Annotated in this window: 24 protein-coding genes; 7 read left to right on the plus strand and 17 right to left on the minus strand. The window is 68.2% G+C overall.

What is annotated here, in order from left to right:
- Nucleotide 1: 1 nt before the first annotated feature.
- Nucleotides 2-1,018, minus strand: a complete 1,017-nt coding sequence (locus AR540_RS02350) for a Gfo/Idh/MocA family oxidoreductase (protein ID WP_059226248.1) — start codon at nt 1,016-1,018, stop codon at nt 2-4.
- Nucleotides 1,019-1,198: 180 nt separating this feature from the next.
- On the opposite strand from AR540_RS02350, the gene AR540_RS02355 reads away from it, so the two are divergent.
- On the plus strand, nt 1,199-3,184 hold the full coding sequence (locus tag AR540_RS02355; protein ID WP_059226249.1) for a sigma-54-dependent Fis family transcriptional regulator: 1,986 nt from the start codon (nt 1,199-1,201) through the stop codon (nt 3,182-3,184).
- A 48-nt stretch (nt 3,185-3,232) separates the two neighbouring features.
- Here the strand turns inward: AR540_RS02355 and AR540_RS02360 are convergent, their stop codons facing one another.
- The 8 genes from AR540_RS02360 to AR540_RS02395 all read right to left on the minus strand — a co-directional run bounded on the left by AR540_RS02360 (nt 3,233) and on the right by AR540_RS02395 (nt 11,698).
- Complete coding sequence (locus AR540_RS02360; protein ID WP_059226250.1) at nt 3,233-4,678, minus strand: aldehyde dehydrogenase family protein; 1,446 nt, start codon at nt 4,676-4,678, stop codon at nt 3,233-3,235.
- A gap of 65 nt (nt 4,679-4,743) precedes the next feature.
- On the minus strand, nt 4,744-5,931 hold the full coding sequence (locus AR540_RS02365; RefSeq protein ID WP_059226251.1) for a hypothetical protein: 1,188 nt from the start codon (nt 5,929-5,931) through the stop codon (nt 4,744-4,746).
- A 22-nt stretch (nt 5,932-5,953) separates the two neighbouring features.
- Nucleotides 5,954-6,574, minus strand: a complete 621-nt coding sequence (locus AR540_RS02370) for a hypothetical protein (protein WP_059226252.1) — start codon at nt 6,572-6,574, stop codon at nt 5,954-5,956.
- Nucleotides 6,575-6,585: 11 nt separating this feature from the next.
- The gene (locus tag AR540_RS02375; RefSeq protein ID WP_059226253.1) at nt 6,586-8,064 is read right to left on the minus strand and encodes an aspartate aminotransferase family protein; all 1,479 of its coding nucleotides are present in this window, start codon (nt 8,062-8,064) and stop codon (nt 6,586-6,588) included.
- Between the two features lie 8 nt (nt 8,065-8,072).
- Complete coding sequence (locus AR540_RS02380) at nt 8,073-8,729, minus strand: class II aldolase/adducin family protein (protein ID WP_059226254.1); 657 nt, start codon at nt 8,727-8,729, stop codon at nt 8,073-8,075.
- Nucleotides 8,726-10,360, minus strand: a complete 1,635-nt coding sequence (locus AR540_RS02385; protein WP_059226255.1) for a xylulokinase — start codon at nt 10,358-10,360, stop codon at nt 8,726-8,728. The genes AR540_RS02380 and AR540_RS02385 overlap by 4 nt, the downstream gene beginning before the upstream one ends.
- Nucleotides 10,361-10,372: 12 nt before the next feature.
- Nucleotides 10,373-11,257 (minus strand): TorF family putative porin, encoded by an 885-nt coding sequence (locus AR540_RS02390; protein ID WP_059226256.1) that lies wholly within the window; start codon nt 11,255-11,257, stop codon nt 10,373-10,375.
- 21 nt (nt 11,258-11,278) lie between these two features.
- On the minus strand, nt 11,279-11,698 hold the full coding sequence (locus AR540_RS02395) for a DUF2147 domain-containing protein (protein ID WP_059226257.1): 420 nt from the start codon (nt 11,696-11,698) through the stop codon (nt 11,279-11,281).
- Nucleotides 11,699-11,843: 145 nt separating this feature from the next.
- On the opposite strand from AR540_RS02395, the gene AR540_RS02400 reads away from it, so the two are divergent.
- Complete coding sequence (locus AR540_RS02400; RefSeq protein WP_059226258.1) at nt 11,844-12,491, plus strand: TetR/AcrR family transcriptional regulator; 648 nt, start codon at nt 11,844-11,846, stop codon at nt 12,489-12,491.
- A gap of 22 nt (nt 12,492-12,513) precedes the next feature.
- On the opposite strand, the gene AR540_RS02405 is transcribed toward AR540_RS02400, so the two are convergent.
- From AR540_RS02405 to cydP, 7 genes are all read right to left on the minus strand, one after another.
- Nucleotides 12,514-13,206 carry an NYN domain-containing protein gene (locus AR540_RS02405; RefSeq protein WP_177339181.1) on the minus strand — a complete coding sequence of 231 codons (693 nt, stop codon included), beginning with the start codon at nt 13,204-13,206 and terminating at the stop codon, nt 12,514-12,516.
- A 103-nt stretch (nt 13,207-13,309) separates the two neighbouring features.
- The gene (locus AR540_RS02410; RefSeq protein ID WP_059226259.1) at nt 13,310-15,271 is read right to left on the minus strand and encodes a methyl-accepting chemotaxis protein; all 1,962 of its coding nucleotides are present in this window, start codon (nt 15,269-15,271) and stop codon (nt 13,310-13,312) included.
- 216 nt (nt 15,272-15,487) lie between these two features.
- The gene (locus AR540_RS02415; RefSeq protein WP_059226260.1) at nt 15,488-15,784 is read right to left on the minus strand and encodes a cyd operon YbgE family protein; all 297 of its coding nucleotides are present in this window, start codon (nt 15,782-15,784) and stop codon (nt 15,488-15,490) included.
- Nucleotides 15,771-15,887 (minus strand): cytochrome bd-I oxidase subunit CydX, encoded by a 117-nt coding sequence (cydX, locus tag AR540_RS02420; protein ID WP_007158843.1) that lies wholly within the window; start codon nt 15,885-15,887, stop codon nt 15,771-15,773. Before cydX ends, AR540_RS02415 begins: the two co-directional genes overlap by 14 nt.
- 25 nt (nt 15,888-15,912) lie before the next feature.
- Nucleotides 15,913-17,052: a cytochrome d ubiquinol oxidase subunit II gene (gene cydB, locus AR540_RS02425; RefSeq protein ID WP_059226261.1), complete on the minus strand. Its 1,140-nt coding sequence runs from the start codon at nt 17,050-17,052 to the stop codon at nt 15,913-15,915.
- A 10-nt stretch (nt 17,053-17,062) separates the two neighbouring features.
- Nucleotides 17,063-18,676 carry a cytochrome ubiquinol oxidase subunit I gene (locus tag AR540_RS02430; protein WP_059226262.1) on the minus strand — a complete coding sequence of 538 codons (1,614 nt, stop codon included), beginning with the start codon at nt 18,674-18,676 and terminating at the stop codon, nt 17,063-17,065.
- A gap of 33 nt (nt 18,677-18,709) precedes the next feature.
- The gene (gene cydP / locus AR540_RS25680; RefSeq protein ID WP_017641416.1) at nt 18,710-18,853 is read right to left on the minus strand and encodes a cytochrome oxidase putative small subunit CydP; all 144 of its coding nucleotides are present in this window, start codon (nt 18,851-18,853) and stop codon (nt 18,710-18,712) included.
- 258 nt (nt 18,854-19,111) lie between these two features.
- Between cydP and AR540_RS02440 the strand changes: the two genes are divergently transcribed.
- A complete protein-coding gene (locus AR540_RS02440; RefSeq protein ID WP_059226264.1) occupies nt 19,112-19,372 on the plus strand; it encodes a hypothetical protein in 261 nt (86 codons plus the stop codon).
- 13 nt (nt 19,373-19,385) lie between these two features.
- Here AR540_RS02440 and AR540_RS02445 read toward each other — a convergent pair whose 3' ends face one another.
- A complete protein-coding gene (locus tag AR540_RS02445) occupies nt 19,386-20,570 on the minus strand; it encodes an NAD(P)/FAD-dependent oxidoreductase (protein WP_059226265.1) in 1,185 nt (394 codons plus the stop codon).
- A 266-nt stretch (nt 20,571-20,836) separates the two neighbouring features.
- Between AR540_RS02445 and vapB the strand changes: the two genes are divergently transcribed.
- The 4 genes from vapB to AR540_RS02465 all read left to right on the plus strand — a co-directional run bounded on the left by vapB (nt 20,837) and on the right by AR540_RS02465 (nt 23,570).
- Entirely contained in the window at nt 20,837-21,067 is a 231-nt protein-coding gene (gene vapB / locus AR540_RS02450) for a type II toxin-antitoxin system VapB family antitoxin (protein WP_059226266.1), read from the plus strand.
- On the plus strand, nt 21,067-21,477 hold the full coding sequence (gene vapC / locus AR540_RS02455; protein ID WP_059226267.1) for a type II toxin-antitoxin system tRNA(fMet)-specific endonuclease VapC: 411 nt from the start codon (nt 21,067-21,069) through the stop codon (nt 21,475-21,477). The genes vapB and vapC overlap by 1 nt, the downstream gene beginning before the upstream one ends.
- A 505-nt stretch (nt 21,478-21,982) precedes the next feature.
- On the plus strand, nt 21,983-23,209 hold the full coding sequence (locus AR540_RS02460; protein ID WP_059226268.1) for an SfnB family sulfur acquisition oxidoreductase: 1,227 nt from the start codon (nt 21,983-21,985) through the stop codon (nt 23,207-23,209).
- Nucleotides 23,210-23,213: 4 nt separating this feature from the next.
- A complete protein-coding gene (locus AR540_RS02465) occupies nt 23,214-23,570 on the plus strand; it encodes a hypothetical protein (protein WP_059226269.1) in 357 nt (118 codons plus the stop codon).
- The last annotated feature ends 2 nt before the right edge of the window (nt 23,571-23,572 follow it).

The following is a 23,572-nucleotide window of genomic DNA, read 5'->3' on the forward strand; positions in this document are numbered from 1 at the left end:
TTCACTCCGCGACGGCGACCGGTTGGCCGGTCTGCACCGATTCGATGGCCGCCAGGGCGATAGCCAGCGCGGCGCGGGCGTCGGCGCCACTGACCGGTACCGGCGTGCCCTGGCGCACGGCATCGACGAAGGCACGTAGTTCGGCCAGGTAGGCGTCGCGCAGCAACTCGGCATCGGAGCGCTGGGTGGTCTGGCTGATGCCTTCGGCGCCGTAGCAGACCAGCTCGCTGGTCCGGGCGTCCCCGGCGGTCAGCATCCCCGCGCTGCCGAACACCTCGCCGCGCACGTCGTAGCCGTACACCGCCTGGAAGTTGGCCTCGGCGGTGGCGATGGCGCCGTTGTCGTAGCGGATGGTCACCACGGCGGTGTCCAGCAGCCCGCGGTCACGGAAATCGGGGCGCACCAGGGCGTCGGCCACCGCGTAGACCTGCACGGCGCGGGCGCCCGGATTGAAGAAGTTGAGGGTGTCGAAGTCGTGGATCAGGGTTTCGAGGAAGATGGTCCAGGGTTTCACCGCCGCCGGATCGTGCAGCGCAGGATCGCGGGTGAGGGAGCGCAGCAGTTGCGGCGTGCCGATCCGGCCTTGAACGATCAGTTCCCGGGCGGTGCGGAAGCTGGTGGCGAAACGCCGGTTGAAGCCCACTTGGAGGGCCACGCCGGCCTCCGCGCAGGCGGCGATGGCCCGGTCGGCCTCTTCCAGGGTCACGGCCATGGGTTTTTCGCAGAACACCGGCTTGCCGGCTCGGGCGGCGGCCACCACCAGCTCGGCATGGCTACGGGCCGGAGCGACGATGACCACGGCCTCCACGGCGGGATTCTCGATCAGCGCCTGGGGATCGGTGTGGCGGTGGGTGACGTCCAAAAGTTCGCCGAGCCGGGCGGCGGCGCCGGGCGCCGGATCGGCCAGGGCGACCAGGCGCGCGCCGTGCAGGTGCTGGGCGAGGGCGGTGGCATGGAAGGTACCCATGCGACCGGTGCCGATGAGGCCGAGGGAAAGTGGGTTTTTCTGCTGGGGCATGAGGCGTCCTCTTATGGTTGTTGTACGCATGGGGGTGAGCCGGGGAGGGCTGAGCAACCAGCATGCCAGAGAACGGAATGCGGCCAGGCCGCGGGCTGCAGGGCTTGTCAGTCCAGGATTATGTCTATAAAAAAGACATGTCCAGCTGGACATGTCCAATAGTTGGACGAGGAGTCGAAGATGCAGGAGCAGCGCGCCCCGAGCGAACTGACGCGGGAATTGCAGTTCGTCGGCGAGCTGCAGCGGTCGACGGTCGCCGAAAGCGTCCAGCGCGAGCTGGAGGCCGCCTGGCAGGCCTGCCTGGCAGGGGCGGATGAGCTACCCCTGGTGCGACCGGTGATCCGGGCGTCCTGGCTGCGTAGCCGCGCGGCGGGCATCGTCGCGGAGGAATTCCACTACGAGTTCGTCGAGCCGCAGGATCTGGCCCGCCGGCTGCAGCGGCAGCGCGAGCTGCTGGAGATCGCCGCGCCGGTCATGGCCGAGCTGCTGCGCTACAACCCGGACGGCCACCTCAACCTGGCGGATGCCGAGGGCGTGACCCTGGCCGCCTGCGGTCTCGACCTCACGCCACTGGGCAGTCGGCTGTTGGAATCGGTGCAGGGCACCAACTGCACCGGGCTGGCCCTGCGCGAGCAGCGGCTGGTGTTCGTCCTGGCGGGGGAAAACTTCAAGCGCGAGCTGCGGGAGCGGCGGATGCACTGCGCCTCCGCACCGGTCCGCGACACCCAGGGGCGGCTGCTCGGCGCCCTGACCCTCACCGCAGCGGTAGGCAACTTCCACTGCCATACCCTGGGCACGGTGCAGGCCGCGGCGGAGGCGATCTCCCGGCAGCTGGCGCTCACCGCCCTGCTGGACGAGCAGCAGCGGGTGCTGGAGGTGCTGAACGAGGGCGTCATCCTGCTCGACGACGACCACCGCATCCGTAGCCTCAACGGCTATGCCCGCCGACTGCTGCAGCTCGACGATCCACAACGGGGGCGTCCCTTCGCCAGCTTCATCACCCAGGACATCGACCTCGACCTCTGGCTGGATCGCCGCTGGGAGCGCCAGGACCGCGATCTCACCCTGCGGCTGCCGGATGGCAGCGGATTGCCATGCCTGGCCTCCGCCGCGCCCATCGCCCAGGGCGGCTGGGTGCTGTCGCTGCGGGAGAACCGGCGTATCCGCGAGATCACCCGCCAGTTGCTGGGCACCCGGGCGCGATATGGCTTCGGCGATATCCAGGGACGCTCGCCGGCGTTGCAGAACAGTCTCCGGCTGGCACAGGCGGCCAGCCGCAGCGAAGCCACGGTGCTGGTGCTGGGGGAGAGCGGGGTGGGCAAGGAGCTGTTCGCCCAGGCCATCCACAACGCCAGCGACCGGCGTAATGGCCCCTTCGTCGCCCTCAACTGCGGCGCCATCCCCCGCGACCTGGTGCAGAGCGAACTGTTCGGCCATGTCGAGGGTGCCTTCACCGGCGCCGCCCGTGGCGGTGCGGCGGGCAAGTTCGAACTCGCCGACGGCGGCACCCTGTTCCTCGATGAAATCGGCGACATGCCCCTGGAGGCCCAGGTGAGCCTGCTGCGGGTGCTGCAGGAAGGCGAGGTGACCCGGGTCGGCGCCAAGAAGGCCCAGGCGGTGGACGTCCGGGTCATCGCCGCCACCCATCGCGATCTGGCCCAGGCGGTGGCGGGTGGCAGCTTCCGCGAGGACGTCTTCTATCGCCTCAACGTCCTCACCCTGCAGGTACCGCCGCTGCGCGAGCGCCGCGAAGACATCCCGCTGCTGGTGGCGAGCCTGATCGAGAAGCTGGGGCGCCATCTGCAGCGACCGCCGCTGGCCATCGCCGACGAGGCGCTGGCCTTGCTGGTGGCCCACGGTTGGCCGGGCAATGTGCGGGAACTGGAGAACGTCATCGAGCGGGCGATGAACCTGGCCCAGGGCACGCTCATCCAGCCGACGGACCTGCCGCCCGGCCTGCTCGCCGCGGCCGCGCCCGAGGTTGCGGAAGGCGACCGCCTGACGCCGCTGGAGCTCGGTCAGCGCGACCTGATCCGCGCGACCCTGGAACAGACCCGCGGCAACCTGCGGCAGACCGCGAGCCGACTGGGCATTTCCCGCGCCGGGCTGTACGTCAAGCTGCGCCGTTACGGCCTGGAGCCGGCGGACTTTCGGACCGGACGCTGAAGCGGCGGTGCCAGGCGCCGTGCGCAATGCTCGGGCGCCTGGCTTCGCTCAGCCGCGCCCGACCAGGCGCGAGACCCATTGCGCCAGGCGCAGCTTGGCGGGGGAGTACGGCGGGAACAGCAACCGGATCGCCAGCAGGGGGCCTGCCGTCATCACGCTGCGCTCGTGGGAGAAGGCGCGGAAGCCCGCCAGGCCGTGGGCGCTGCCCAGCCCGGAATGGTTGACGCCCCCGAAGGGCAGGTTGACCTGGGTGTACTGCTGCATGCAGAGGTTGATGCCCAGGCTGCCGGAGCTGGTGCGCGTCGCGACGCGCCGGTGGACCTCGCGATCCTGGCTCCAGAGGTAGAGCGCCAGGGGCTTGGGGCCTGCGTCGATCCGCGCGAAGACCTCGTCCAGGTCGTCGTAGGCGATGACAGGCAGCAGCGGGCCGAAGATTTCCAGCTCGTCCAGGGCACTGCTCACGTTCGAGCAATCCAGCAGGGTGGGGCCCAGATAGCGCTGGGCGACGTCGTGGTCGCCGCCATGGATCAGGGTGGCACCGGCGGCCTGGGCCTGTTGCAGCTGGAGGGTCAGGTGGGCCGCGTGACGCTCGTGGATCAGTCGGGCGTAGTCCGGACTGCGGGCGGGATCGCTGCCGTAGCGACGTCGCAGCAGGGCACGGCAGCGCGCCATGAAGGCGGGCTGGATGGCACGCGCGACGAACAGGTGGTCGGGCGCGACGCAGGATTGCCCGGCGTTGAAGAACTTACCCCAGAGCAGCAGCTCGGCGGCAGCGTCCAGGTCGGCGCTGGCATCGACGATGGCGGGCGACTTGCCGCCCAGCTCCAGGGTCACCGAGGCCAGCTGAGTGGCGGCCGCCTGCATCACCAGGCGGCCCACGGCCGGCGAGCCGGTGAAGAAGAAGTGATCGAAGGGTAGCGCCAACAGCGCCTGGGCGGTCTCCACGCCGCCTTCGCAGAAGGCCACGGTATCGGGGGTGAAGGCCTCGGCGACCACCTCCCGCAGCACGGCGTTGACCGCCGGGGTGAATTCCGATGGCTTGAGCACCACGGTATTGCCCGCGGCCAGCGCGGATACCAGAGGCCCGAGCAGCGTCGACACCGGATAGTTCCAAGGCCCGATGATCAGGCAGCGGCCGCGTGGCTGGCAGTGGATCTCGGCCGGGCAGCCCAGCGAGGTCAGGGTCGCGCCGACCCGGCGTGGCTTCATCCAGCGGCGCAGGTGGCGGCGCGCATGCTGGATCTCCTCCAGCACCGGCATGATCTCGGACAGCTCCACCTCGACCCGGGGCTTGCCGAAGTCCGTATGGAAGGCGGTGTAGAGGGCCTCGCGCCGGGCCACCAGGGCCTGGTGCAGGCTGACCAGCAGGACGCGGCGCTCTTCGGCGGTCGAGCTGCGCAGTGCCAGTGCCCGTGCGGCCTGGTCGCGGAACAGCTGCTGTGGCGCCGGGTCGGCGAAGGTGGATGGCGCTGGATCGAGCAGGGGGGCAGGCATGTTGAGATCCGCACTGGAGTCGAGAGGCTGGGTAAGGGTAGTGGAGCCGGGCGCGAGCGTCCCGCTCAGCCGGAGCGACGCAAGCGTCCGCGGCTGGGCAGGCGGCTCGTTCTTGCGCTGAGGCCGAGCAAGCCGAGCAGGGCCAGGGCGAGCAGGCTCAGCAAGGCGCTGGCGAGGGCGGCGGGTCTTACCTCGGCGCCGTTCAGCCAGAGTGACGCCAGCGCCGGCCCGGCCGCGCAGCCGAGCAGTTGCAGCGACGGCACCAGGGTAGCGGTGCGACCCCGGGGGTCGAGGCTCAGCGCCAGGCCGATCTGGAAGGGGGTGAGGGTCTGCCAGAGGAAGGTGAACAGCAGGCAGAACCCGACGAAGGCCAGGTGTGCGCCGACCGGTAGGCCGTGGATCAGGGTGGCGAGGCTACCCAGCAGCAGGGTCACCACCGCCAGGGTGCCCGGTGCCGGCAGGCGGCTCACCAGCCCGGCGCCGGCCAGGCCGCCGAGCAACTGGGCGCCCAGGCTCAGGGCGATCAGCGACTGGGCCTGGCCAGGCTGCAGGCCGAGGGCTTCGCCATAGGGTTCCAGATAGGCCCACAGCGCGCCGATCGCGGCCAGTTGGGCCCCGACGCAGGCCAGCAGCAGGCCGCGCGGTAGCGTCCAGCCCGGACTGGACGGGCTGGCGGTCTGGCGTGCGACCGGCGCCAGGCGGCGCGGCAGGGCGGCCAGCAGCGGTAGGGCGAGCGCCGTGACCACCGCCAGGAGCAGGAAGCCGCCGAGGATGCCGGCGCCGGGCAGTACCCACAGCGCCAGGACTGCCGCCAGCAGCCCCTGGCAAAAGGTCTGCAAGGCCATGAACAGACCCGACAGCCATTCGGCCCGGGGTTGGCGGACCATCAGTGCCACCGCCGCCCAGAGCAGCAGGCCTTCGCCCAGCCCCGCCAGGGCGCGCAGGCCGAGCAAAGGCAGATCACCGACGGCATGGGCGCTGAGCAGGTCGGTGCCGATCGCCAGCAGGATCGCCGGCAGCAACAGTCGCGGCAGGTCCAGGCGCAGACCCAGGACCTCGCCGAGCATCACGCCCAGGCCGAGGGCGACGATCTCGCCCATCGCCACCAGGCCCAGGCCGTCCAGGCTGGCCCGCCCGCTGGTGAAGAGCTCGCCGAGCAGCAGCGGTTGCAGGCCCAGGATGAGCAGGGCCAGGGAGCCCAGCAGCAGGGTGGCAGCGACCTGGAGCGGCGGCGAGGGGGGCGGAACGGTCATGGGGCTTACCTCCAGATTTCGGTCAGTAGCCGCGGCTTTCCGCTGGCAGCTCGCCGCTGGCGAAGGCCAGGGCGGCGTTGCGCTGGTCGCGGGCGAGACGGCGCGTGGCGATCAGCACCACCCACCAGGGCAGGCGGGTGAGAGTGGCACCGGTCGCCTGGGCCAGGGTGTAGGCCTTGGCGCATTTCTCGAACAGTTCCGCGTTGAGCGCCGCGCGGCTGGCGGTGGTGCCCAGGCACAGCGGCCGGTCCGCCAGCAGCAGGACGTTGCCGCCGCCAACGAGGGCCTCCGGCACGCGACTGGCATCGCTCACCCCCGCGGCCATGCGGCCCAGGTGGCGCGCCTGCTCGTCGAACAGCACGGGCATGCAGGCGCCGAACGGTGCCACGAGCGGCCCGTAGCTGCCCGCGCCCTGGATGATCGCGCCGACGTCCGGCCGCGCGCGGTAGACGACCGCGTGGTCAGCGGCATCCGGGAAGGCCTGGCCGAGCGCTGTCTCCGCCGGCTCGGCATCCGCCAGGGTGCCGTACCAGAGGGTGCCGGTGCCCGGTACGCGCAGCGACAGCGCGACCGCCGGGAGTTCGCCGCGGCGTACCAGGCGCTGCTGCAGGTCGAGCCACTGCTGGTGGAGGGCGAGGCGCATCGGATGGGGCCTCATACCAGCTGGAAGACACGGTCGAAGCGTTCCAGGGCGTCGTCGATCACGGCATCGGTGTCGGCCAGGCTGGTATAGAGGCGGCTGCCGGCCAGGGTGATCAGCCCGTGGGCGGTGTAGGCGGCACCCATTTCCTCCATCATGTGCTTGCGCGCCTTGGCCTCGTTACGCAGGCGCAGCAGCTTGAGCGGGTTGCCGGTGTCGAGCAGCAGCACCCCTGAGGTCTGCAGGTGCACGATGGAGCCCAGGTTGTAGGCGACATAGGGCAGGTTGCGCCGCTGGATGATCTCCTCCAGCCCCTGGCGCAGCCGGTCGCCGGCGCGGCCGGCCTGGCCGGCGGCGTCGAGGCGCTGGATTTCCTTGAGGGCGTAGTAGCCGGCCACGCAGCACAGGGGGTTGGCCGAGAGGGTACCGCCGACGAAGGCGCGCTTCGACGAGGTGCCGATGCCGCCCACCAGCAACTGCATGACCTCGGCCTTGCCACCCAGGGCGCCGGCCATGGGATAGCCGCCGGTGAGACACTTGCCCAGCACGGTGAGGTCGGGCAGCACCTTGAAATAGGCCTGGGCGCCACCCATGCCGGCGCGGAAGCCGGTCACCACTTCGTCGAAGATCAGCAGGGCACCGAATTCGTCGCAGAGTTTGCGCACTTCGCGATTGAAGTGCGGATGTACCGGGCGGGTGCCGCTTTCCGGGCCGAAGGGCTCCACCAGTACCGCCGCGGTGCCGCCGCGCAGGCGATTGAATTGCAGGCGGCGGCGCAGGGCGTCGAGGTCGTTCGGCGGGCTCTCCTGGGTGTGGGCGGTGGCGCCGCGGGGAATGCCGAGGGCCTCCATCCGCCCGGTACCGGGCAGGCGCATGCCATAGACCAACTGGTCGCTCCAGCCGTGGTAGGCGCCACCGATCTTGATGATCCAGCGGCGGCCGGTGTAGGCCCGCGCCAGGCGCACCGCGGCCATGGCCGCCTCGGTGCCCGAACCGAGCAGCCGCACCTGGTCGATGCCGGGCACGCTCTGGCAGACCAGTTCGGCGAGCTTGACCTCGTACTCGTGCAACAGCCCGGTGACCGGTCCGCATTCGGCGAGGATACGCTGCACCTGCTCGCGGACGCCGGCGTGGTTGGAGCCGAGCAGGGTGGGGCCGCCCGCCTGCAGGAAGTCGATGTACCTGTTGCCATCCACGTCGGTGAGATGGGCACCCTCGGCCTGGGCGATGGCCAGGGGAAAGGGGTGATTGAAGGCCAGGTTGTGCTGCACGCCCCCCGGAATGAAGTGCTTGGCACGTTCGGCCAGGCGCCGGGAGCCCTGGCAGCGCTCGTCGAAATAGCCCATGACCCTGGCCAGGGCGTCGCGGCGTAGCGGGCGCATGGGTTGCCTGACCAGCTCGGCGAAGCGGCGATAGAGGGTGTCGGTATCCGGCCAGGCGGTGATCGCGGGCGGGCTGGGCAGCAGGGGGGGCGTGGTCAGGGGCTGGTTCATGGCGGACCTCAGGACGGGAAGGAGGCGGTGAGGGTGGTCAGCAGGCGCTGGCGCGCCAGGCTGTCGGCGGCGGAGATACCGGTGCGGTTGGCGATGCGCCGGACGAGGTAGTGCTCGCAGAAGGCTTCCAGCTGCTCCAGCACTGCCAGGGTCTGGCCTGCGCTGGCGCCGTAGCAGAGCACCCCGTGATTGCGCAGCAGATAGGCCGGGCTCTCGGCGGTCAGGGCGCGATCCAGGCGCTTGGCCAGCCAGCCGGTGCCGGACGGGGCATAGCCCACCAGTGGCAGCCGGCGGCCCAGCTCGGGCCAGCGCCCGGGATCGTCGATGGTCAGCGCCTCGCCCAGCAGGGTGCAGGCACTGGCCAGCGGCTGGTGGGTATGCAGGCTGCACCCCACGGCGGGAAAGCGCCGCAGTACCCGGGCATGCAGCCCGGTTTCCACCGAGGGCGCGCGGTTGCCTTCGAGCGGCTGCAGATCGGCCAGGCGCAGGATGCAGACGTCGTTCGGGCGCATCTGGTAGTAGTCGAGGGCGGACGGAGTGACCGCGATGCGCTGGGCGTCTACCCGTAGCGCCAGGTTGCCGCCGGTGGCGGCGAAGAAGCCGCGGCGCACCAGGTGCAGGCAGAGGTCCACCACCTGTTCGCGCACATCGAGGGTATCGCTCATGGTCGGGCTCCCTGGTTGGGGTTGAGCCGCCGGTACAGCGGCGCCAGGCGCCGGCGGACTTCGAGAAAGGTGGCGTAGCTGTCGTCGTAGCGCGCCCGCGCCTGGGGGCAGGGCTCATAGAGGCGGGGCGGCCGTTGCAGCGCGGGCACGTCGCTGAAGGCGAGGGCGCCGATGCCGGCGGCGGCGATGTAGGCCGAGCCCCGGGCATTGGCCTGGATGGGCGCCGCGGGTTGGGCGATCACCTGGCCGGTGACGTCGGCCATGATCTGGCACCAGAGATTGGACTGGGCGCCGCCGCCTACCGCGGTGATCCGCTCCGGTCGGCGGCCGAGGAAGCGGCCGAAGGGCTCCAGCATCCAGCGGGTGTTGAGCGCCACCCCTTCGAGGAAGGCGCGGATGATGTCTTCGCGGGTGTGCTCCAGCGACAGGTTGATCAGCGCCGCGCGCAGGCTGGGATCGTCCACCGGGCTGCGCTCGCCATACAGCCAGGGGGTGTAGAGCAGGCCGCGGGCGCCCGGCGGTACGCGGGCGGCGATGCGGTCGAGCAGGGCATAGAGATCCGGGTGCTGCTCGTCGCTGAGCAATTCGTCCGGGTGGTAGAGCACCTTGTCGCGCAGGAAGGACAGGTTGGCGCCCGCCGCGGTCTGCAGCGCCATGGCCAGGTAGCGACCCTTGACCGCGCTGGGCACGGCGGCCATGTGGCGCAGGACATCGGACTTCTTGAAGGGCACATGGGCGCCCAGCCAGGAGGAGGTGCCGAGGTAGAGGTGCGGGGCGAAATCTTCCACCGCCGAGCCCACCGCCACCGCCGAGGTGTCCACCGAGCCGGCCACCACCGGGGTGCTGCGTGGCAGGCCGAGCTGGTCGGCCACCGCGCCGGTCAGGGTGCCGATCACCTCCGCCGAATCCACCAGGTCGGGCAGCTTGTCGCGGTCGAAGCCCAGGGTGCGGATCAGCCCGGCGTCGTACTTCACCTGGCGGGAATCGCGATTGTCGGTGATCCAGGCGGTGCAGATGGAGTCCGCCGTGGCGCAGCAACGCCCGGTCAGGCGCAGATTCATGAAGTCGAGGACGTTGAGAAACTTCACCGTCCGCGCGTAGCGCTCCGGCTGGTGGTCCTGCAGATAGGCGATATGGCCGGCGGAGTCCTTGCCCGACAGCGAGGGCGCACCGCCGGTCAGGCGAATCCAGCGCCACAGCTTGAAGGGTGAGTAGCCGGCCACCTTCAGTCGCCCCCCACCGACCCGGCGCGCCACCGACTCGGCGCCGCGCATGTCCAGCCAGAGCAGCGCGCGGCCCAGGGCCTGGCCATTCGCATCGACGCAGACCGTGCCTTCGGTCTGGGTGGAGCAACACACCGCCACCACCCGCCGTCGACGCGCCGGATCGGCGGCCAGCAATTCGCCGGCGCCGCGCAGGAAGGCCTGCCACCAGTCTTCCGGTTCCTGCTCGGCGCTGTGGCCCTCGACGTGCAGGGCGACGCCATGGAAGGTCCAGGCGACCACTTCGCCGCCGAGGGTGACCAGGGCGCTCTTGCAGCCGGAGGTGCCGAGGTCCACCACCAGCACCAGACCATCGAGGGCGGTGGCCTGGACCGGGGCGGGCGGCGTGGCGAAGACGTGAGGTTTCATGGGCGCCGACTCTCAGAATGGACGGGCCACGGACAGCACCCAGCGGGCCTCGTCCGTCGCGCGCTGATGGTCACCGTCTTCGGCGATGTAGAGTTCGCGCGCCCGGGTATGGGGACTGACGTAGTCCAGTCCGAAGTCGAAGCCCCAGTGGCGATGCACCAGCCCGACCCCGTAGTCGCTGAAGTTGGCCTCGGAGAAGTGGCGGATCTGCTGGTAGCCGGCGTGCAGCTTGAGGCTGGTGCGCGGCGTCAGCTCGTAGCGATAGTCCAGGTCGTAGAGCAGGCTGCCGCGGGAGTCGTGGTCACCCTTGGCATAGCACTCCAGGCCCTTGGTAGGGTCGGCGTTGAATTGCAGCTGGGCGCCGCAGACCCCGGCGGTGTTGGCGCCGCGGTAGTTTTCCGAGAGCACGTCGAGGATGCGACCCTGGAGGGCGCCATAGCCGATTTCCAGTACGGCGAACTGGCTGTTGTAGTTGGTGCTGTGGACTCCCCCTGGCTCGCCGGTCTCCGGATCGATACGACTGGGCGCCCTGAAGTGGGCACCGGGAAAGAATTCCCCGGCCAGGCCGACGCCGAAGTGCCAGGCCTCCGGGTCGCCGAATCTATAGCCACCGGCCAGCAGCACGCTGGCGCCGTCGCCGTCGAGAAACTGCTTCTTGCTCACGGTGCCGAATTCGGCCAGGCCGATCAGGCCACTCTCGTGGGCCAGTTCCAGGGTGACCTTGGCCCCCGGGCGATTGAGCGAATCGGAGATGCCGCGGGTGCGGACATCCGAGAGCAGCCGCGAGGTCACGGTCAGGGAATAGCTGGCCAGGTCATCGTCGGCCTGGGCCGCTGCGCTGGCGAACGCCAGGCACGCTAGGGCCGCCGCCTGGGCGCGGTGAAGGGTCCGGTTCATGGGGTCGCTCCTGGCGGTGGCTTAGCTGCAGCGGGGACTGGTGGGCAGGGCGCTCAAGGGGGTCAGCTGTTCGGTCTTGCCGAGTACCTCGGTGCCGACGTAGGCACGGATGTTCAGGTCGTCGCCCTTGCGGCGGACGTAACCCTTGTACTTCTTCCCATCGCGGGGATCGAATACCCAGCCGTCACGCCAGGTGCCTTCATCGTTGCGGGTCATCTGCAGGATGCGCGTACCGCAGGTATCGTGGGCGTTGCCGGCGTCCTTGTCCCAGACGATGGTGCCGCACAGGGCTGCGGCGTTGTCCGGGCAGGGCTCCACGCGGACCGCCGCGCCCTGGTCGGCCGTGAGCCATAGGCCCTGGACCGGCGTGGGGCTCGCCGCCTGGGCGAGGGGGAGCTGGGCGACGAGAAGGAAAGCTGCAAGCGCGAAGGACGATTTCATGGTGAGACTCCCGCTGATTGTTGTGGTTGTGGCTGGAGGCAGTTCAAGGTCGTTCTAGCTGTTATGATAGTCATCGCTACACGATAGTTATAACTATCATTTTTGTGCCTCGCAAGGGGTTTTTCCGTCTCATTAGGAAGCGTTCATGGCTGCCAAAGATCCTGCGTCAACGTCTCGCGCCACGCCCAAGGCCCGCCCCAGTCAGCAGCGCGCGGCGGAAACCTATGAGCGCATCCTCGCCGCGGCCGCCGAGGTCCTCCGCGAGGTCGGCATCGAACGCCTATCCACCAATCTGGTCTGCGAGTGCGCAGGGCTGACCCCCCCCGCGCTGTATCGCTACTTCCCCAACAAGTACGCGCTGCTGGAGGAACTGGGTCGGCGTCTGCTGGAGAAGCAGAACGCGCAGATCGCCCCCTGGATCGATCCGCAGTTGCTGGCCGGGCCCCTGGAGCCGGTGGAAGAGGCTCTGACGGGCCTGTTGCTGGACACCTACCGCGTCACCGCGGAGACGCCGGGAGGGATGTGGATTCTCAAGGCGTTGCGCGCCGTACCGTCGCTCGAGCACGTGCGGCTCGATTCGCACCGCCGGGTGGCGGCGCAGCAGGCCGAGTTGCTCACGGTCATCCTGCCGAACGTGCCGGCGAAGGACATCGCCCAGGTCTCGCGCATCGTGGTCGAGCTGATCCACTCCACCGTGGAGCTGCTGTTCGACGAGGAACTGCCGGCGCAGAGCACCTGCCGCACGGTGTCGGCCATGCTGACCGGGCATCTGCAGCGGCTACGGGGTGGATGAGGCTGCCGAACCTTATCCCTGGCTACCTGGCGATAGCCGCCTCGATATCCTTGAACTCCACCACCCGGACATAGGGGGCAATCTCGCCACTGATGGAAAAGTGGGCGCCGATCACGGTGACTTCGACGCCCTCGTTCTCCACCAGATACTGGACGACCTCATGGAAGTCGCCATCGCCCGCGACGAGGTACAGCTTCTTCCAGCCGCGCTTCGCGTGGGAGCGCATCAGGTTGAACGCCAGGCCCACATCGACGCCTTTCTGACTTTTGGTCGTGTACTGCTCGCCCGTCACGGGATGCAGTATCGGCCCCCCGCCCGCCGATGCGGGCCATTCGTGGGCCTTGCTTTGCAGCCAGTAGAGCTTGACCCGCAACCCGGCCCCCTTGGGTGGGGCCGAGCTGAGAAACTTGTTGAAGCCGGTCTGGGCGATGGTCGGCGGGTCGCTGTCACAGTTGAAGTAGTAGGCGTCGCCGATGCGTTCGCCCGCATCTTCTTCGATGTATTGGCGCAGCTTGAGATAGTCGAATTTGGCGCCGGAGACGGAGCCGTTCCAGGCGCTCAAGGCGTAGGCGCCGTCGACGAACCAGGCCACACCCTGTTGCTTTGTCATTGCCATCGTATTGCGGGACCGAGCCTTGTAGCGTTGATGGGCATACACCCGCACGCGGGATGCGCAGTCGTACATTGTGAGCGCAATTGCGTCTTCGCGCTGCACTTCCTGAGATCGACGGCCGGCAACTCCTGGTGAGCCGTCATTCGGCCGGGCGTCGCGACACCCGGCGCGGGCGCTCCGCAAGAAGCGCCCGCGCCGGACCCGATCAGGCGACCCGGAAGCGCCCCACCAGCGATTGCTGCTGCTCGGCCAGGCGGGCCAGTTCGCGGCTGGTGACGGCGGTCTGCTCGGCACCGGCGCTGACCTGGATCACCAGGTCGTTGATGTCGTTGACATTGCGGCTGATCTCTTCGGCGACCTGGCTCTGCTGCTCGGCGGCCGAGGCCACCTGGATGTTGCGGTCGTTGATCAGGGTCACGCCCTCGGCGATCTCACCGAGCAGCTCGCCCGCGCGCACCACGTTGCTGGCGCCGGCCTGGACCTGGTTCAGGGTTTCCTGCATGGCCTGGGTGGCGCGATCGGAGCCGCTCTGCAGATGGGCGATCATCTGCTGGATGCTGCCGGTGGATTGCTGGGTTTTCTGTGCCAGGGAGCGCACCTCGTCGGCCACCACGGCGAAGCCACGACCGGCTTCGCCCGCCCGGGCGGCTTCGATGGCGGCGTTGAGCGCCAGCAGGTTGGTCTGCTCGGCGATGCCGCGGATGACGTCCAGTACCGAGGAGATGGCGTCACTTTCCTGCTTGAGTTCGGCGATGATCTCGGAGGTCCGCCCGGCTTGCACCGATAGCCCCTGCACCAGGCCGATGGTGGCCTGCAGTTCGCGGCGACCCTGGCTGGTGTTGCCTTCCACCTGGCGTGAGCCCTCGGCGGCTTCCGTGGTGCTGCGGGCGACGTCCTTGACCGTGGCGCTCATCTCGGCGATGGCGGTGGCCACCTGGTCGGTACCCAGGCGCTGCTGGGCGACGTTCTGGCTGGTCTGGATGGCCACTGCGGAGGCCTCTTCCGCGGCGGTGGCGACCTGCACGGTAGCGGCGCCGATCTCCTGGATCACCTGGCCGAGCTCCTGGCTCATCAGGTTGAGGTTATTGGTGATGGTGCCGAATTCGTCCCGACCCTGGTAGGCGCAACGAGCGGTGAGGTCGCGGGTGGCCAGCCGGGTGAGGGTGCCGTTGACCTGCTCCACGGCCTGCTTGATGTTGCGGATGATCACCCAGGCCAGCGCCGAGACGGCCAACAGCACCCCCAGCACCAGGCCCAGAGTGGTCCAGAGATGGTGGCTGGCGCGGGCGCGGGCCTGCTCGGCGAGGGCGCCGACGCTGGTGCCCAGGTCGGCCTCCACCTTGCCCATCAGGTCGATGCGCTGGGTGGCGAGGTTGAACCAGTCCTCCGGCTTGATGCCGAGGGGGTCGCCCAGCGGGACGGTGAAGGCCAGCTGTTGCAGCCGACTGACTTCCAGGGCGCTGGGCTGCTTGAAGGTGTCCTCGAGCTCGCGGATGAAGTCGGGCGTGGCCTTGCGCTGGAAGGCGTCGGCGTAGGCGGAGAATTCGCCCAGGTTGCGGGCGAAGCGCGACAGCAGGCCGGCATCGAAGCGATTCTGGTTGAAGGCCAGGCCGAGCAGCACCCGCTCGCGACCGGCGCGTTCCTTCATCTCGACGAACAGATTGAGGGCACCCAGGGCGCGCAGGATGGCCGGATCGTTCACCCCGGCTTCGAGGGCGTGGGTGTAGCCGATCAGGGTCTTGATCAGGTCGGTGTAGGCGATGCCGGACTGGGTGCTGTTGAGGCTCAGGCCATCCACCTTGCTGCGCAGTTCGCGCAGGCCGTCCGTGGCACCCAGGGCGGTCTGGAGTTCGGCGTCGTCGCTGGTGGCCAGGGCGCGCAGGGCGGCCAGGGCCTGGTCGCTGTCCTGGCGGAAGGTCTTGAGCTTGTCCTGCATCGCCTTGCCGCCGCTGCCGAGGAACACGCCACTGGCGCCGCGTTCACGCTGCAGGCTGGTGACCACGGCGCTGATGCGCTGGGCCGTGGCACTGGCGGTCACGGTGTGCTCCATGTCCTTGAAGGTTTCGTAGCGGTCGGCGGTGTAGAGGCCCGAGACCACCAGGAAGCCAGCCAGGGGCAGGAGCAGGATCAGCAGGAGCTTGGTACTTAAGGGGGCATTCCTGAGCATCGTGGACTTCTCTGAGGCGTTCAGCGGGTACGCCGGCGGCAGGCGGGGAGCCGGCGTGGGCAGGATCGATTCCGGTTATGTCGGCACCTGCAGGCGAACCTTGATAGTCAGATTATTCACCGGCGGGAGTGGAGCGGCACGCGGCGTGCGGCCAGGCGGTACGCCGGGTGATGAAGGCGGCGCCCGGGAAGGCCGGGCGCTATCGTCGGACGTCAATCAGCCCAGTTGCGCCTGGAAGAGCAGGGCATAGCCGAGCACCAGCAGCGGCCAGCCCAGCACCGGGCCGAACAGCAGGCGCCAGAGCCACAGGCGCGGCATGAAGCCGACGCCATGCACCAGGCCGGCCGAGACGCCGAGCATCACCGCCATCAGCAGCGGATGGCTGTAGTGGCCGCTGGCGTCGAGCATCAGCCCGGGATGGATCAAGAGCAGCAGCGCCAGGGGCGCTGCCAGCAGCAGGGACAGCGCCCGCCCTAGCGGGTGGACGCGGGGCAGGGCTTCAGCATTCGGCATCGTCATGGACGTCCAGCTCCCGGGTGCTTTCCAGCCAGAGGGCGTTGATGATGCCGAAGCTCGCGGCGAGCAGGACGCCGAGGATCCAGGTGAAGTACCACATGGCAGGTCTCCTTGAGAGGGGCTGGTCAGTAGAGGCCGTGGGGATTGGCGTCGATGAAACGGTCGTCGACCTTGCCCCACATCCGTGCGTAGCTCCACAGGGTGTAGGCCAGGATCAGCGGCACGAAAATGGCCGCGGCGATGACCATGATGCCCAGCGTCTTGTGGCTGGAGACGGCGTCCCAGACGGTCAGGCTGGAGGCCGGGTCCAGGCTCGACGGCAGCACGAAGGGAAACAGCGCGCAGCCGGCGGTGGCGAGGGTGCCGACGATGGCCAGGGCCGTACCGGTGAAGGCTAGGCCTGCCTGGCGCCAGCTGCTGCCGAGCAGGGCCAGGATGCTGCCGAGGGCGGCCAGCACCGGCGCGAGCAGGGTCAGCGGCTGGGCATGGTAGTTGGCCAGCCAGCCCGGATTGCCGAGGGTCACCACCTTGTGCAGCGGATTCAGGGCGCTGCCCGGATCGCCCTGGCTGACCAGCAGGTAGCCGTCGAAGCTGGAGACCAGCCAGACGCCGGCCAGGCCGAAGGTGACGAGATGCAGCAGGGCGCACAGGCCGGTGGCGCGGCGGGCACGCTCGCCCAGGGCGTGGTGGGTGCGCAGCATCAGCCAACTGCCGCCATGGGCGCAGAGCATGGCCAGGCTGACCCCGCCACAGAGCAGGGCGAAGGGGTTGAGCAGGGCGAAGAAGCTGCCGTGGTAGCTGGATCTGAGGGTGTCGTCGAGCTGGAAGGGCAGGCCGGCGAAGAGATTGCCGAAGGCCACGCCGAACACCAGGGACGGTACCAGGCTACCGGTGAACAGGCCCCAGTCCCAGGCGCTGCGCCAGCGGACGTCTTCCAGCTTGCTGCGGTAGTCGAAGCCCACCGGTCGCAGGAACAGCGCGAAGAGCACCAGCAACAGCGCCCAGTAGAGCCCGGAGAAGGCGGTGGCATAGACCATCGGCCAGGCGGCGAAGAGGGCGCCGCCGGCGGTGATGAACCACACCTGGTTGCCGTCCCAGTGCGGCGCGATGCTGTTGATGGCGGCGCGGCGTTCCTTGTCGGTCTTGCCGATCAGGGGCATCAGGATCATGGCGCCCAGGTCGAAGCCGTCGGTGAGGGCGAAGCCGATCAGCAGCACGCCGATCAGCACCCACCAGGTGAGCTTGAGCACTTCATAGTCGAACATGGCGGTCTCCTCAGACGTTGACCGGAGCGGCGGGCCTGGCCACGGCGGCCTGGCGCAGGGCGTCGCCTAACTGGGCGGCGCGCTCGTGGAAATAGCGGCCGGTATGCAGGCTGCTCGGGCCGCGGCGGGCGAAGCGGATCATCAGGTACAGCTCCACGATCAAGAGCAGGGTGTAGAAGGTCACCAGGGCGCCGATGGAACCCAGCAGGTCGCCCACGGCCAGGCTGGAGGCGGACAGGTGGGTGGGCAGTACCTCGCTGATGGTCCAGGGCTGGCGGCCGTGCTCGGCGACCCACCAGCCGGTCTGGGTGGCGATCCAGGGCAGCGGCAGGCTCAGCAGCGCCCACTTCAGCAGCCAGGGTTTCTGCAGCTCGTTGCGCCGGGTCGAGGCCCAGAAGGCACAGAGGAACAGCGCCAGCATCAGCACGCCGCAGGCGACCATGATGCGGAAGGTCCAGAACAGGCTGGCGACGCCGGGAATGGTATCCAGCGCAGCCTGGCGCACCTGCTCGGGGGTGGCGCTGGCGGGATCGTTCACGTACTTCTTGAGCAGCAGGCCATAGCCGAGGTCGTGCTTGCGGGCGTCGAAGGCGGCACGATTGGCGGCGGAGTCGTCGCCGGCGCGCAGGCGTTCCAGCACGGCGTAGGCCTGGGCACCGCTCCGGATACGTTCCTCGTATTGCCTGACCAGGTCCTTGATGCCGGTGACCGGCTCGTTGGTGGAGCGGGTGGCGATCAGCCCCATCAGGTAGGGAATCCTCACCGCATAGTCGGTGCGCATCTCCTGCTGGTTGGGGATGCCGAACAGGGTGAAGGAGGCCGGCGCTGCCTCGGTGTTCCACTCCGCCTCGATGGCGGCCAGCTTGACCTTCTGCACCTCGCCCACGCGATAGCCGGATTCATCGCCCAGCACGATCACCGAGATCACCGCGGCGGTGCCGAAGGCGGCGGCCACGGCGAAGGAGCGCCGGGCGAAGCCGACGTCGCGACCCTTGAGCAGGTAGTAGCTGGAGATGGCGAGGACGAAGATGGCACCGGTGACGTAGCCCGAGGCCACGGTATGGACGAACTTCACCTGGGCCACGGGATTGAGCAGCAGGGCGCCGAAGTCGACCAGCTCCATGCGCATGGTCACGTAGTTGAATTCGGCGCCCACCGGATTCTGCATCCAGCCGTTGGCCACCAGGATCCACAGCGCCGAGAGATTCGAGCCCAGGGCCACCAGCCAGGTCACCAGCAGGTGCTGGCCCTTGGACAGGCGCTCCCAGCCGAAGAAGAACAGCCCGATCAGCGTCGATTCGAGGAAGAAGGCCATCAGGCCCTCGATGGCCAGGGGCGCGCCGAAGATGTCGCCGACATAGTGGGAGTAGTAGGCCCAGTTGGTGCCGAACTGGAACTCCATGGTCAGGCCGGTGGTGACGCCCAAGGCGAAGTTGATGCCGAACAGCTTGCCCCAGAACTGGGTCATGTCCTTGTAGACCTGTTTGCCGGTCATCACATAGACCGACTCCATGATCCCCAGGATCACCACCAGCCCCAGGGTCAGGGGCACGAAGATGAAGTGATACAGCGCGGTCATGCCGAATTGCAGGCGTGACAGGTCCACGACGGATTCCGAGATCATCCCGGCAATCTCCTCAAGCTAAAGGAAAGGGTGCTAGTCCAGCAGGTGGGCGCTGACCGCCTGGGTGGCGTCGGGCGGGACCGTGGGGGCGCTGAACCAGAGGCTCTTGATTACCATCAGCAGCGCCAGCTTGATCAGCAGGATGACCAGCAGTTCCTTGACCAGGCGTCCGTTCATGGCGACCTCGCGAGCCGTGGCGCCCTCCAGGACGGAGTGGCGGCTGCAGGCAGGATGCGCCTGCTGGCCCTGGGCAAAACTGATCCAGATCAATTGGCCAGTGGCCAGCACCTGGGGCAGGTTGTCGCAGTCGTTCAGGTCGGGTTCAGCGGGGTTAAGACGGTGTTAAGACGCCAAGGCGCAAGGTGGAACCGTGACTGACGCCGGACCGCTGCCGCGGCGACGCCAGCCCCCGTGTTCAAGACAGGAGAATCCACCATGAACGTCTTCAACAAGATGGCCGCACTCGCCCTGCTCAGCACCGCCAGCTACACCGCCATGGCCGCCGAGCTCAATGAAAGACGTACCCAGGCCGCCGCCCAGCCGACCGTCGCCGAAGCCGACGTCAGCCGCAGCCAGCCCGTGACCCCGACTGGCTGGGACCAGGTGCTCGACCCCCATGCCTATGGCCAGGTCTCGGTGCGCTATCAGGCCCGGACCGTGGATCCTGCGCTGCTGCGTGGCGTCAGCTTCGGCTAAGGCGGCGCTGGCGCTAGACGTACTGCGCCGCGGCGTAGCCCGAGGCCCAGGCCCATTGGAAGTTGAAGCCGCCCAGGTGACCGGTGACGTCCAGCACCTCGCCGATGAAGTACAACCCGGGTGACTTCAGCGACTCCAGGGTCTTGGACGACACCTCGCGGGTGTCGACGCCGCCGAGGGTGACTTCGGCGGTGCGATAGCCTTCGGTCCCGGCCGGCACCAACTGCCAGTCGTTCAAGCGAGCGGCGATGGCCTTGAGTTCGTCAGGGCCGTACTGCTTCAGCGGCTTGGACGGGAACCAGCTGTCGGCGAGCAGGGTGGCCATCTTCTTGGTGAACAGCTCGCCCAGCAGCGTCTTGAGTTCGCTGTTGGGGCGCGCTTGCCGCTGCTCGGCGAGCCACAGCGGCAGGTCGAGGTGGGGCAGCAGGTCGATGCTGAGGGTGTCGCCGGGCTGCCAGTAGGAGGAGATCTGCAGGATCGCCGGGCCGCTGAGGCCGCGATGGGTGAACAGCAGATTCTCGACGAAGCTCTGGCCGTTGCAGGTGATCCGGCAGTCTTCCACGGCGGTACCGGACAGGGCGCTGCAGAAATCCTTCAGCTGCGGATCGGTGACGGTGAAGGGCACCAGGCCGGCGCGGGTGGGCAGGATGTTATGGCCGAACTGCCGCGCGATCTGATAACCGAAGCCGGTGGCGCCGAGGGTCGGGATGGACAGGCCACCGGTGGCGATCACCAGGGATTCACCGCGTACTGGCCCCAGGCTGGTCTGCAGCTGATAACCCTGATCGAGGCGGGCGATCTCCTGCACCGCGGTGTTCAGGCGGATGTCGACGCCGCCTTGGGCGCACTCGTCCAGCAGCAGGGCGAGGATGTCGCTGGCCTTGTTGTCGCAGAACAGCTGGCCGAGCTTTTTCTCGTGGTAGGGCACGCCGTGCTTGGCCACCAGGGCGATGAAGTCCCACTGGGTGAAGCGCGCCAGGGCCGATTTGCAGAAATGCGCATTCTGCGAGAGGAAGTTGGCCGGCTCGCAATAGAGGTTGGTGAAGTTGCAGCGGCCACCGCCGGACATGAGGATCTTCTTGCCGGCCTTGTTGGCATGGTCGAGCACCAGCACCCGGCGCCCACGCGCGGCAGCGCTCAGCGCGCACATCAAACCTGCGGCACCGGCACCGATGATGATGACCTGGGTCTCGAACACACTGAACTCCTTGCCTACCGACGTCTGGCCTGCGGCGGCGCATGTTACCCGATAGGTCGAGGGAATAGCGTTTTCAAGGCGTGATCGTTCGTTCGATCGAGCGCGCCCTTGGGCGACGGCCGTGAGCACACGGGCGATATCGGAGCCTTGACCGGCGTACTCGTGACCGCTCTTCGTGCCGGTTCAGTTCGTGACATGCCCCATTGACATGTCCCCCGGTGCGGTTAAGGTGGGATATACGCCTGATATATCCCGCGAGGTATTCCATGGAGCAAGGTTCGGTTTTTCAGAGTAATCGTAGCCAGGCAGTCAGGCTGCCCAAGTCGGTAGCCCTTCCTGATGACGTAAAGCGAGTCGATGTGGTCGCCCTGGGACGAACCCGCATCATCAGTCCCGCTGGCGAAGCCTGGGATAGCTGGTTCGACGGCGATGGTGTGACGGCTGACTTCATGGCGCAGCGTGAACAGCCTGCCGATCAGGAGCGCGAGACCTTCTGATGCTCAAGTTCATGCTCGACACCAACATCTGTATTTTCACCATCAAGAACCGACCGCAGGAGGTTCGAGAGACCTTCAAAAGGCACCACGGTCAGATGTGCATCAGCACGGTCACCCTGATGGAGTTGATCTATGGTGCGGAGAAGTCTTCTAACCCCGAGCGTAATCTGGCGGATGTGGAAGGCTTTGCCGCTCGCCTGGAAGTACTCACCTATGACCAGGACGCGGCCTTTCACACGGGACAACTTCGCGCCGAGCTGGCTCGAATGGGGCAGCAGATAGGCCCGTACGACCAAATGATCGCGGGGCATGCCCGCGCCAAGGGGCTGATTGTCGTCACCAACAACCGCCGCGAATTCGACCGAGTGCCTGGGTTGAGAGTCGAGGATTGGGCATCCCCAGCGGAGTAAAGGAGCAGCGGTTCAAGGCGCACCCCATGTAGCGGATGTCGACCCCTGGCTGATCCTCGCTCCCTTTGATCCTTCTTCCGCGGCGTCGCTATCGAGCCGGCTTGGCTAGGTCACTCTCGTTCCAGAAGGGCGTGAGGAATACGCCTTGATCGACGAAAGCGGCTACATCGACGTCGACGTGTTGAGCGTTGAACGGTGGTGTGAACAGGCGTCTGTCATCACCGACCATGAGGCCAGGCGCCTGATCCATTGAAGTAAGATTCATACGCCTATAGAGGTACCGCAGCCCATTTCCATGGGGCGAAACGTGATCCCTGGACGGCCTGGTTTTCGCTAGCGGTACGGGGTGGGAGTTGGCTGTTCATTCGGCAACACGAGGCCGGCAAAGTGTTGCGCGGGCAACAGGCGCAACTTCGCCACCTATCCCAAGTAACTGTTTTGGAAGACTTATTTGGGTGGCATAGGCCATGCAATGGTGGGAGGGTTTCCTCAAGGGAGTCCTCGCATGGCCGTTGTCACCTCACTCAATGCCATCCCCCGCGCTGTCCCCGAACGCCCCGCCAACGTCCTGCGCGATGCCGCCGAGGCGCTCGACGCCGCTGCCGCGCTCGCCGAGGATTTCGCTCGCGAAGCACACAGCCGCGATCAGGAGCGACGCCTGCCCTGGGCCGAGCTGGAGCGCTTCTCGGCCAGCGGTCTCTGGGCCATCACCGTGCCGCGCGCCTTCGGTGGCGCGGGGGTTGGGTTCGGTACCGTCGCCGAGGTCATCGCCCGCATTTCCGCGGCCGATCCTTCCCTGGGGCAGTTGCCGCAGAATCACCTGGGCGTGGTCAACAACCTGCTGCTGACCGGCAGCCCCGAGCAGCAGCGCCACTACCTGGGCCTGGTGCTGCAGGGCTATCGCTTCGGCAATGCCTTTTCCGAGGCACGCAGCAAGACCGTCACCCAGTTCGAGACGCGCATCCGCTTCACCGGGGACACGGCCTGGATCGATGGCGAGAAGGCCTATTGCACCGGCGCGCTGTTCGCCCATGTGGTGCCCACGGTGGCGCTGGACGAGGAGGGTCTGGCTCATCTCGCGCTGGTGCCCCGCGATGCGGGCGGTCTGACGGTGATCGACGATTGGGACGGCTTCGGCCAGCGCACCACCGCCAGTGGGCGCGTGCTGCTCAAGGGCGTGAGCGTGCCGCGCAGTGCCGTCCTGCCGGCCTGGAAGGCCTTCGAGCGACCGACGGCGGACGGTCCGGTGTCCCAGATCATCCAGGCGGCGGTGGACGTCGGCATCGCCCGGGGTGCCTTCGCGGCGACCTTGGCGGCGGCGCGCCAGTCACGCCCCTGGACCGACAGCGGTCTCGACTACGGCTGGCAGGACCCGCTCGGCCAGGCGCTGATCGGTGACCTGAGCTGGCGCCTGGCCGCTGCCGAGGCGCTGCTGGAAGAAGCGGGCGGCGCGGTGGACCGGGCCCTGGCCGGGCCCTCGGCGGCCAGCGTTGCAGAGGCCTCGGTGGTGGTGGCACAGGCCAAGGTCGCCTCCACCGACATCGCCCTGGCGGCCGCCAATCGCCTGTGCGAGCTGGGTGGCACCCGCAGCGTCTCCGAACGCTTCGGCCATGACCGTCACTGGCGCAATGCCCGCACCCACACGCTGCACGATCCGGTGCGCTGGAAATACCACCTCATCGGCAACCACCTGCTCAACGGCGTCGAGCCCCCTCGGCATGCCTGGAATTGATGCCATGACCGATCTCAGCTCCGCTACCCACGCAGAACTCACCTTCGCCGAAGGCATTCTCGCGCAGCTTCGCGCGCAACTGCCCCAGGACTCCCGGGCCCGCGATCCGCTGGTGATCGCTGCGGTTGGCGATCTCCAGGTCCGCCTGGCCGCCGCCCGTGCCCTGACGCGGGACAGCACGGCCGATCACGAGCCGCTGCGGCAGATCCAGGCGCGCCTGGCCGCCGACCACGCCCGCCAGCTCGCCGACGAACTCCAGCGTGAATGGCTGGCCGGGGCGCCTGCGCCGCGTCAGGCCGGTCCGACCGCCCGCGACCTCCGGCGCCTGCTGGGCGAGCACCACCTGACGACACTCGACTAGAA

It is taken from the genome of Pseudomonas sp. EpS/L25, from assembly GCF_001512295.1.
In the GTDB taxonomy this organism is placed as follows: domain Bacteria; phylum Pseudomonadota; class Gammaproteobacteria; order Pseudomonadales; family Pseudomonadaceae; genus Chryseomonas.

Coding starts and splice junctions, on each gene's coding strand:
- AR540_RS02350 (WP_059226248.1), bottom strand. CDS start 1,018: ATGCCCCAGCAGAAAAACCCACTTTCCCTCGGCCTCATCGGCACCGGT.
- AR540_RS02355 (WP_059226249.1), top strand. CDS start 1,199: ATGCAGGAGCAGCGCGCCCCGAGCGAACTGACGCGGGAATTGCAGTTC.
- AR540_RS02360 (WP_059226250.1), bottom strand. CDS start 4,678: ATGCCTGCCCCCCTGCTCGATCCAGCGCCATCCACCTTCGCCGACCCG.
- AR540_RS02365 (WP_059226251.1), bottom strand. CDS start 5,931: ATGACCGTTCCGCCCCCCTCGCCGCCGCTCCAGGTCGCTGCCACCCTG.
- AR540_RS02370 (WP_059226252.1), bottom strand. CDS start 6,574: ATGCGCCTCGCCCTCCACCAGCAGTGGCTCGACCTGCAGCAGCGCCTG.
- AR540_RS02375 (WP_059226253.1), bottom strand. CDS start 8,064: ATGAACCAGCCCCTGACCACGCCCCCCCTGCTGCCCAGCCCGCCCGCG.
- AR540_RS02380 (WP_059226254.1), bottom strand. CDS start 8,729: ATGAGCGATACCCTCGATGTGCGCGAACAGGTGGTGGACCTCTGCCTG.
- AR540_RS02385 (WP_059226255.1), bottom strand. CDS start 10,360: ATGAAACCTCACGTCTTCGCCACGCCGCCCGCCCCGGTCCAGGCCACC.
- AR540_RS02390 (WP_059226256.1), bottom strand. CDS start 11,257: ATGAACCGGACCCTTCACCGCGCCCAGGCGGCGGCCCTAGCGTGCCTG.
- AR540_RS02395 (WP_059226257.1), bottom strand. CDS start 11,698: ATGAAATCGTCCTTCGCGCTTGCAGCTTTCCTTCTCGTCGCCCAGCTC.
- AR540_RS02400 (WP_059226258.1), top strand. CDS start 11,844: ATGGCTGCCAAAGATCCTGCGTCAACGTCTCGCGCCACGCCCAAGGCC.
- AR540_RS02410 (WP_059226259.1), bottom strand. CDS start 15,271: ATGCTCAGGAATGCCCCCTTAAGTACCAAGCTCCTGCTGATCCTGCTC.
- AR540_RS02415 (WP_059226260.1), bottom strand. CDS start 15,784: ATGCCGAATGCTGAAGCCCTGCCCCGCGTCCACCCGCTAGGGCGGGCG.
- cydX (WP_007158843.1), bottom strand. CDS start 15,887: ATGTGGTACTTCACCTGGATCCTCGGCGTCCTGCTCGCCGCGAGCTTC.
- cydB (WP_059226261.1), bottom strand. CDS start 17,052: ATGTTCGACTATGAAGTGCTCAAGCTCACCTGGTGGGTGCTGATCGGC.
- AR540_RS02430 (WP_059226262.1), bottom strand. CDS start 18,676: ATGATCTCGGAATCCGTCGTGGACCTGTCACGCCTGCAATTCGGCATG.
- cydP (WP_017641416.1), bottom strand. CDS start 18,853: ATGAACGGACGCCTGGTCAAGGAACTGCTGGTCATCCTGCTGATCAAG.
- AR540_RS02440 (WP_059226264.1), top strand. CDS start 19,112: ATGAACGTCTTCAACAAGATGGCCGCACTCGCCCTGCTCAGCACCGCC.
- vapB (WP_059226266.1), top strand. CDS start 20,837: ATGGAGCAAGGTTCGGTTTTTCAGAGTAATCGTAGCCAGGCAGTCAGG.
- vapC (WP_059226267.1), top strand. CDS start 21,067: ATGCTCAAGTTCATGCTCGACACCAACATCTGTATTTTCACCATCAAG.
- AR540_RS02460 (WP_059226268.1), top strand. CDS start 21,983: ATGGCCGTTGTCACCTCACTCAATGCCATCCCCCGCGCTGTCCCCGAA.
- AR540_RS02465 (WP_059226269.1), top strand. CDS start 23,214: ATGACCGATCTCAGCTCCGCTACCCACGCAGAACTCACCTTCGCCGAA.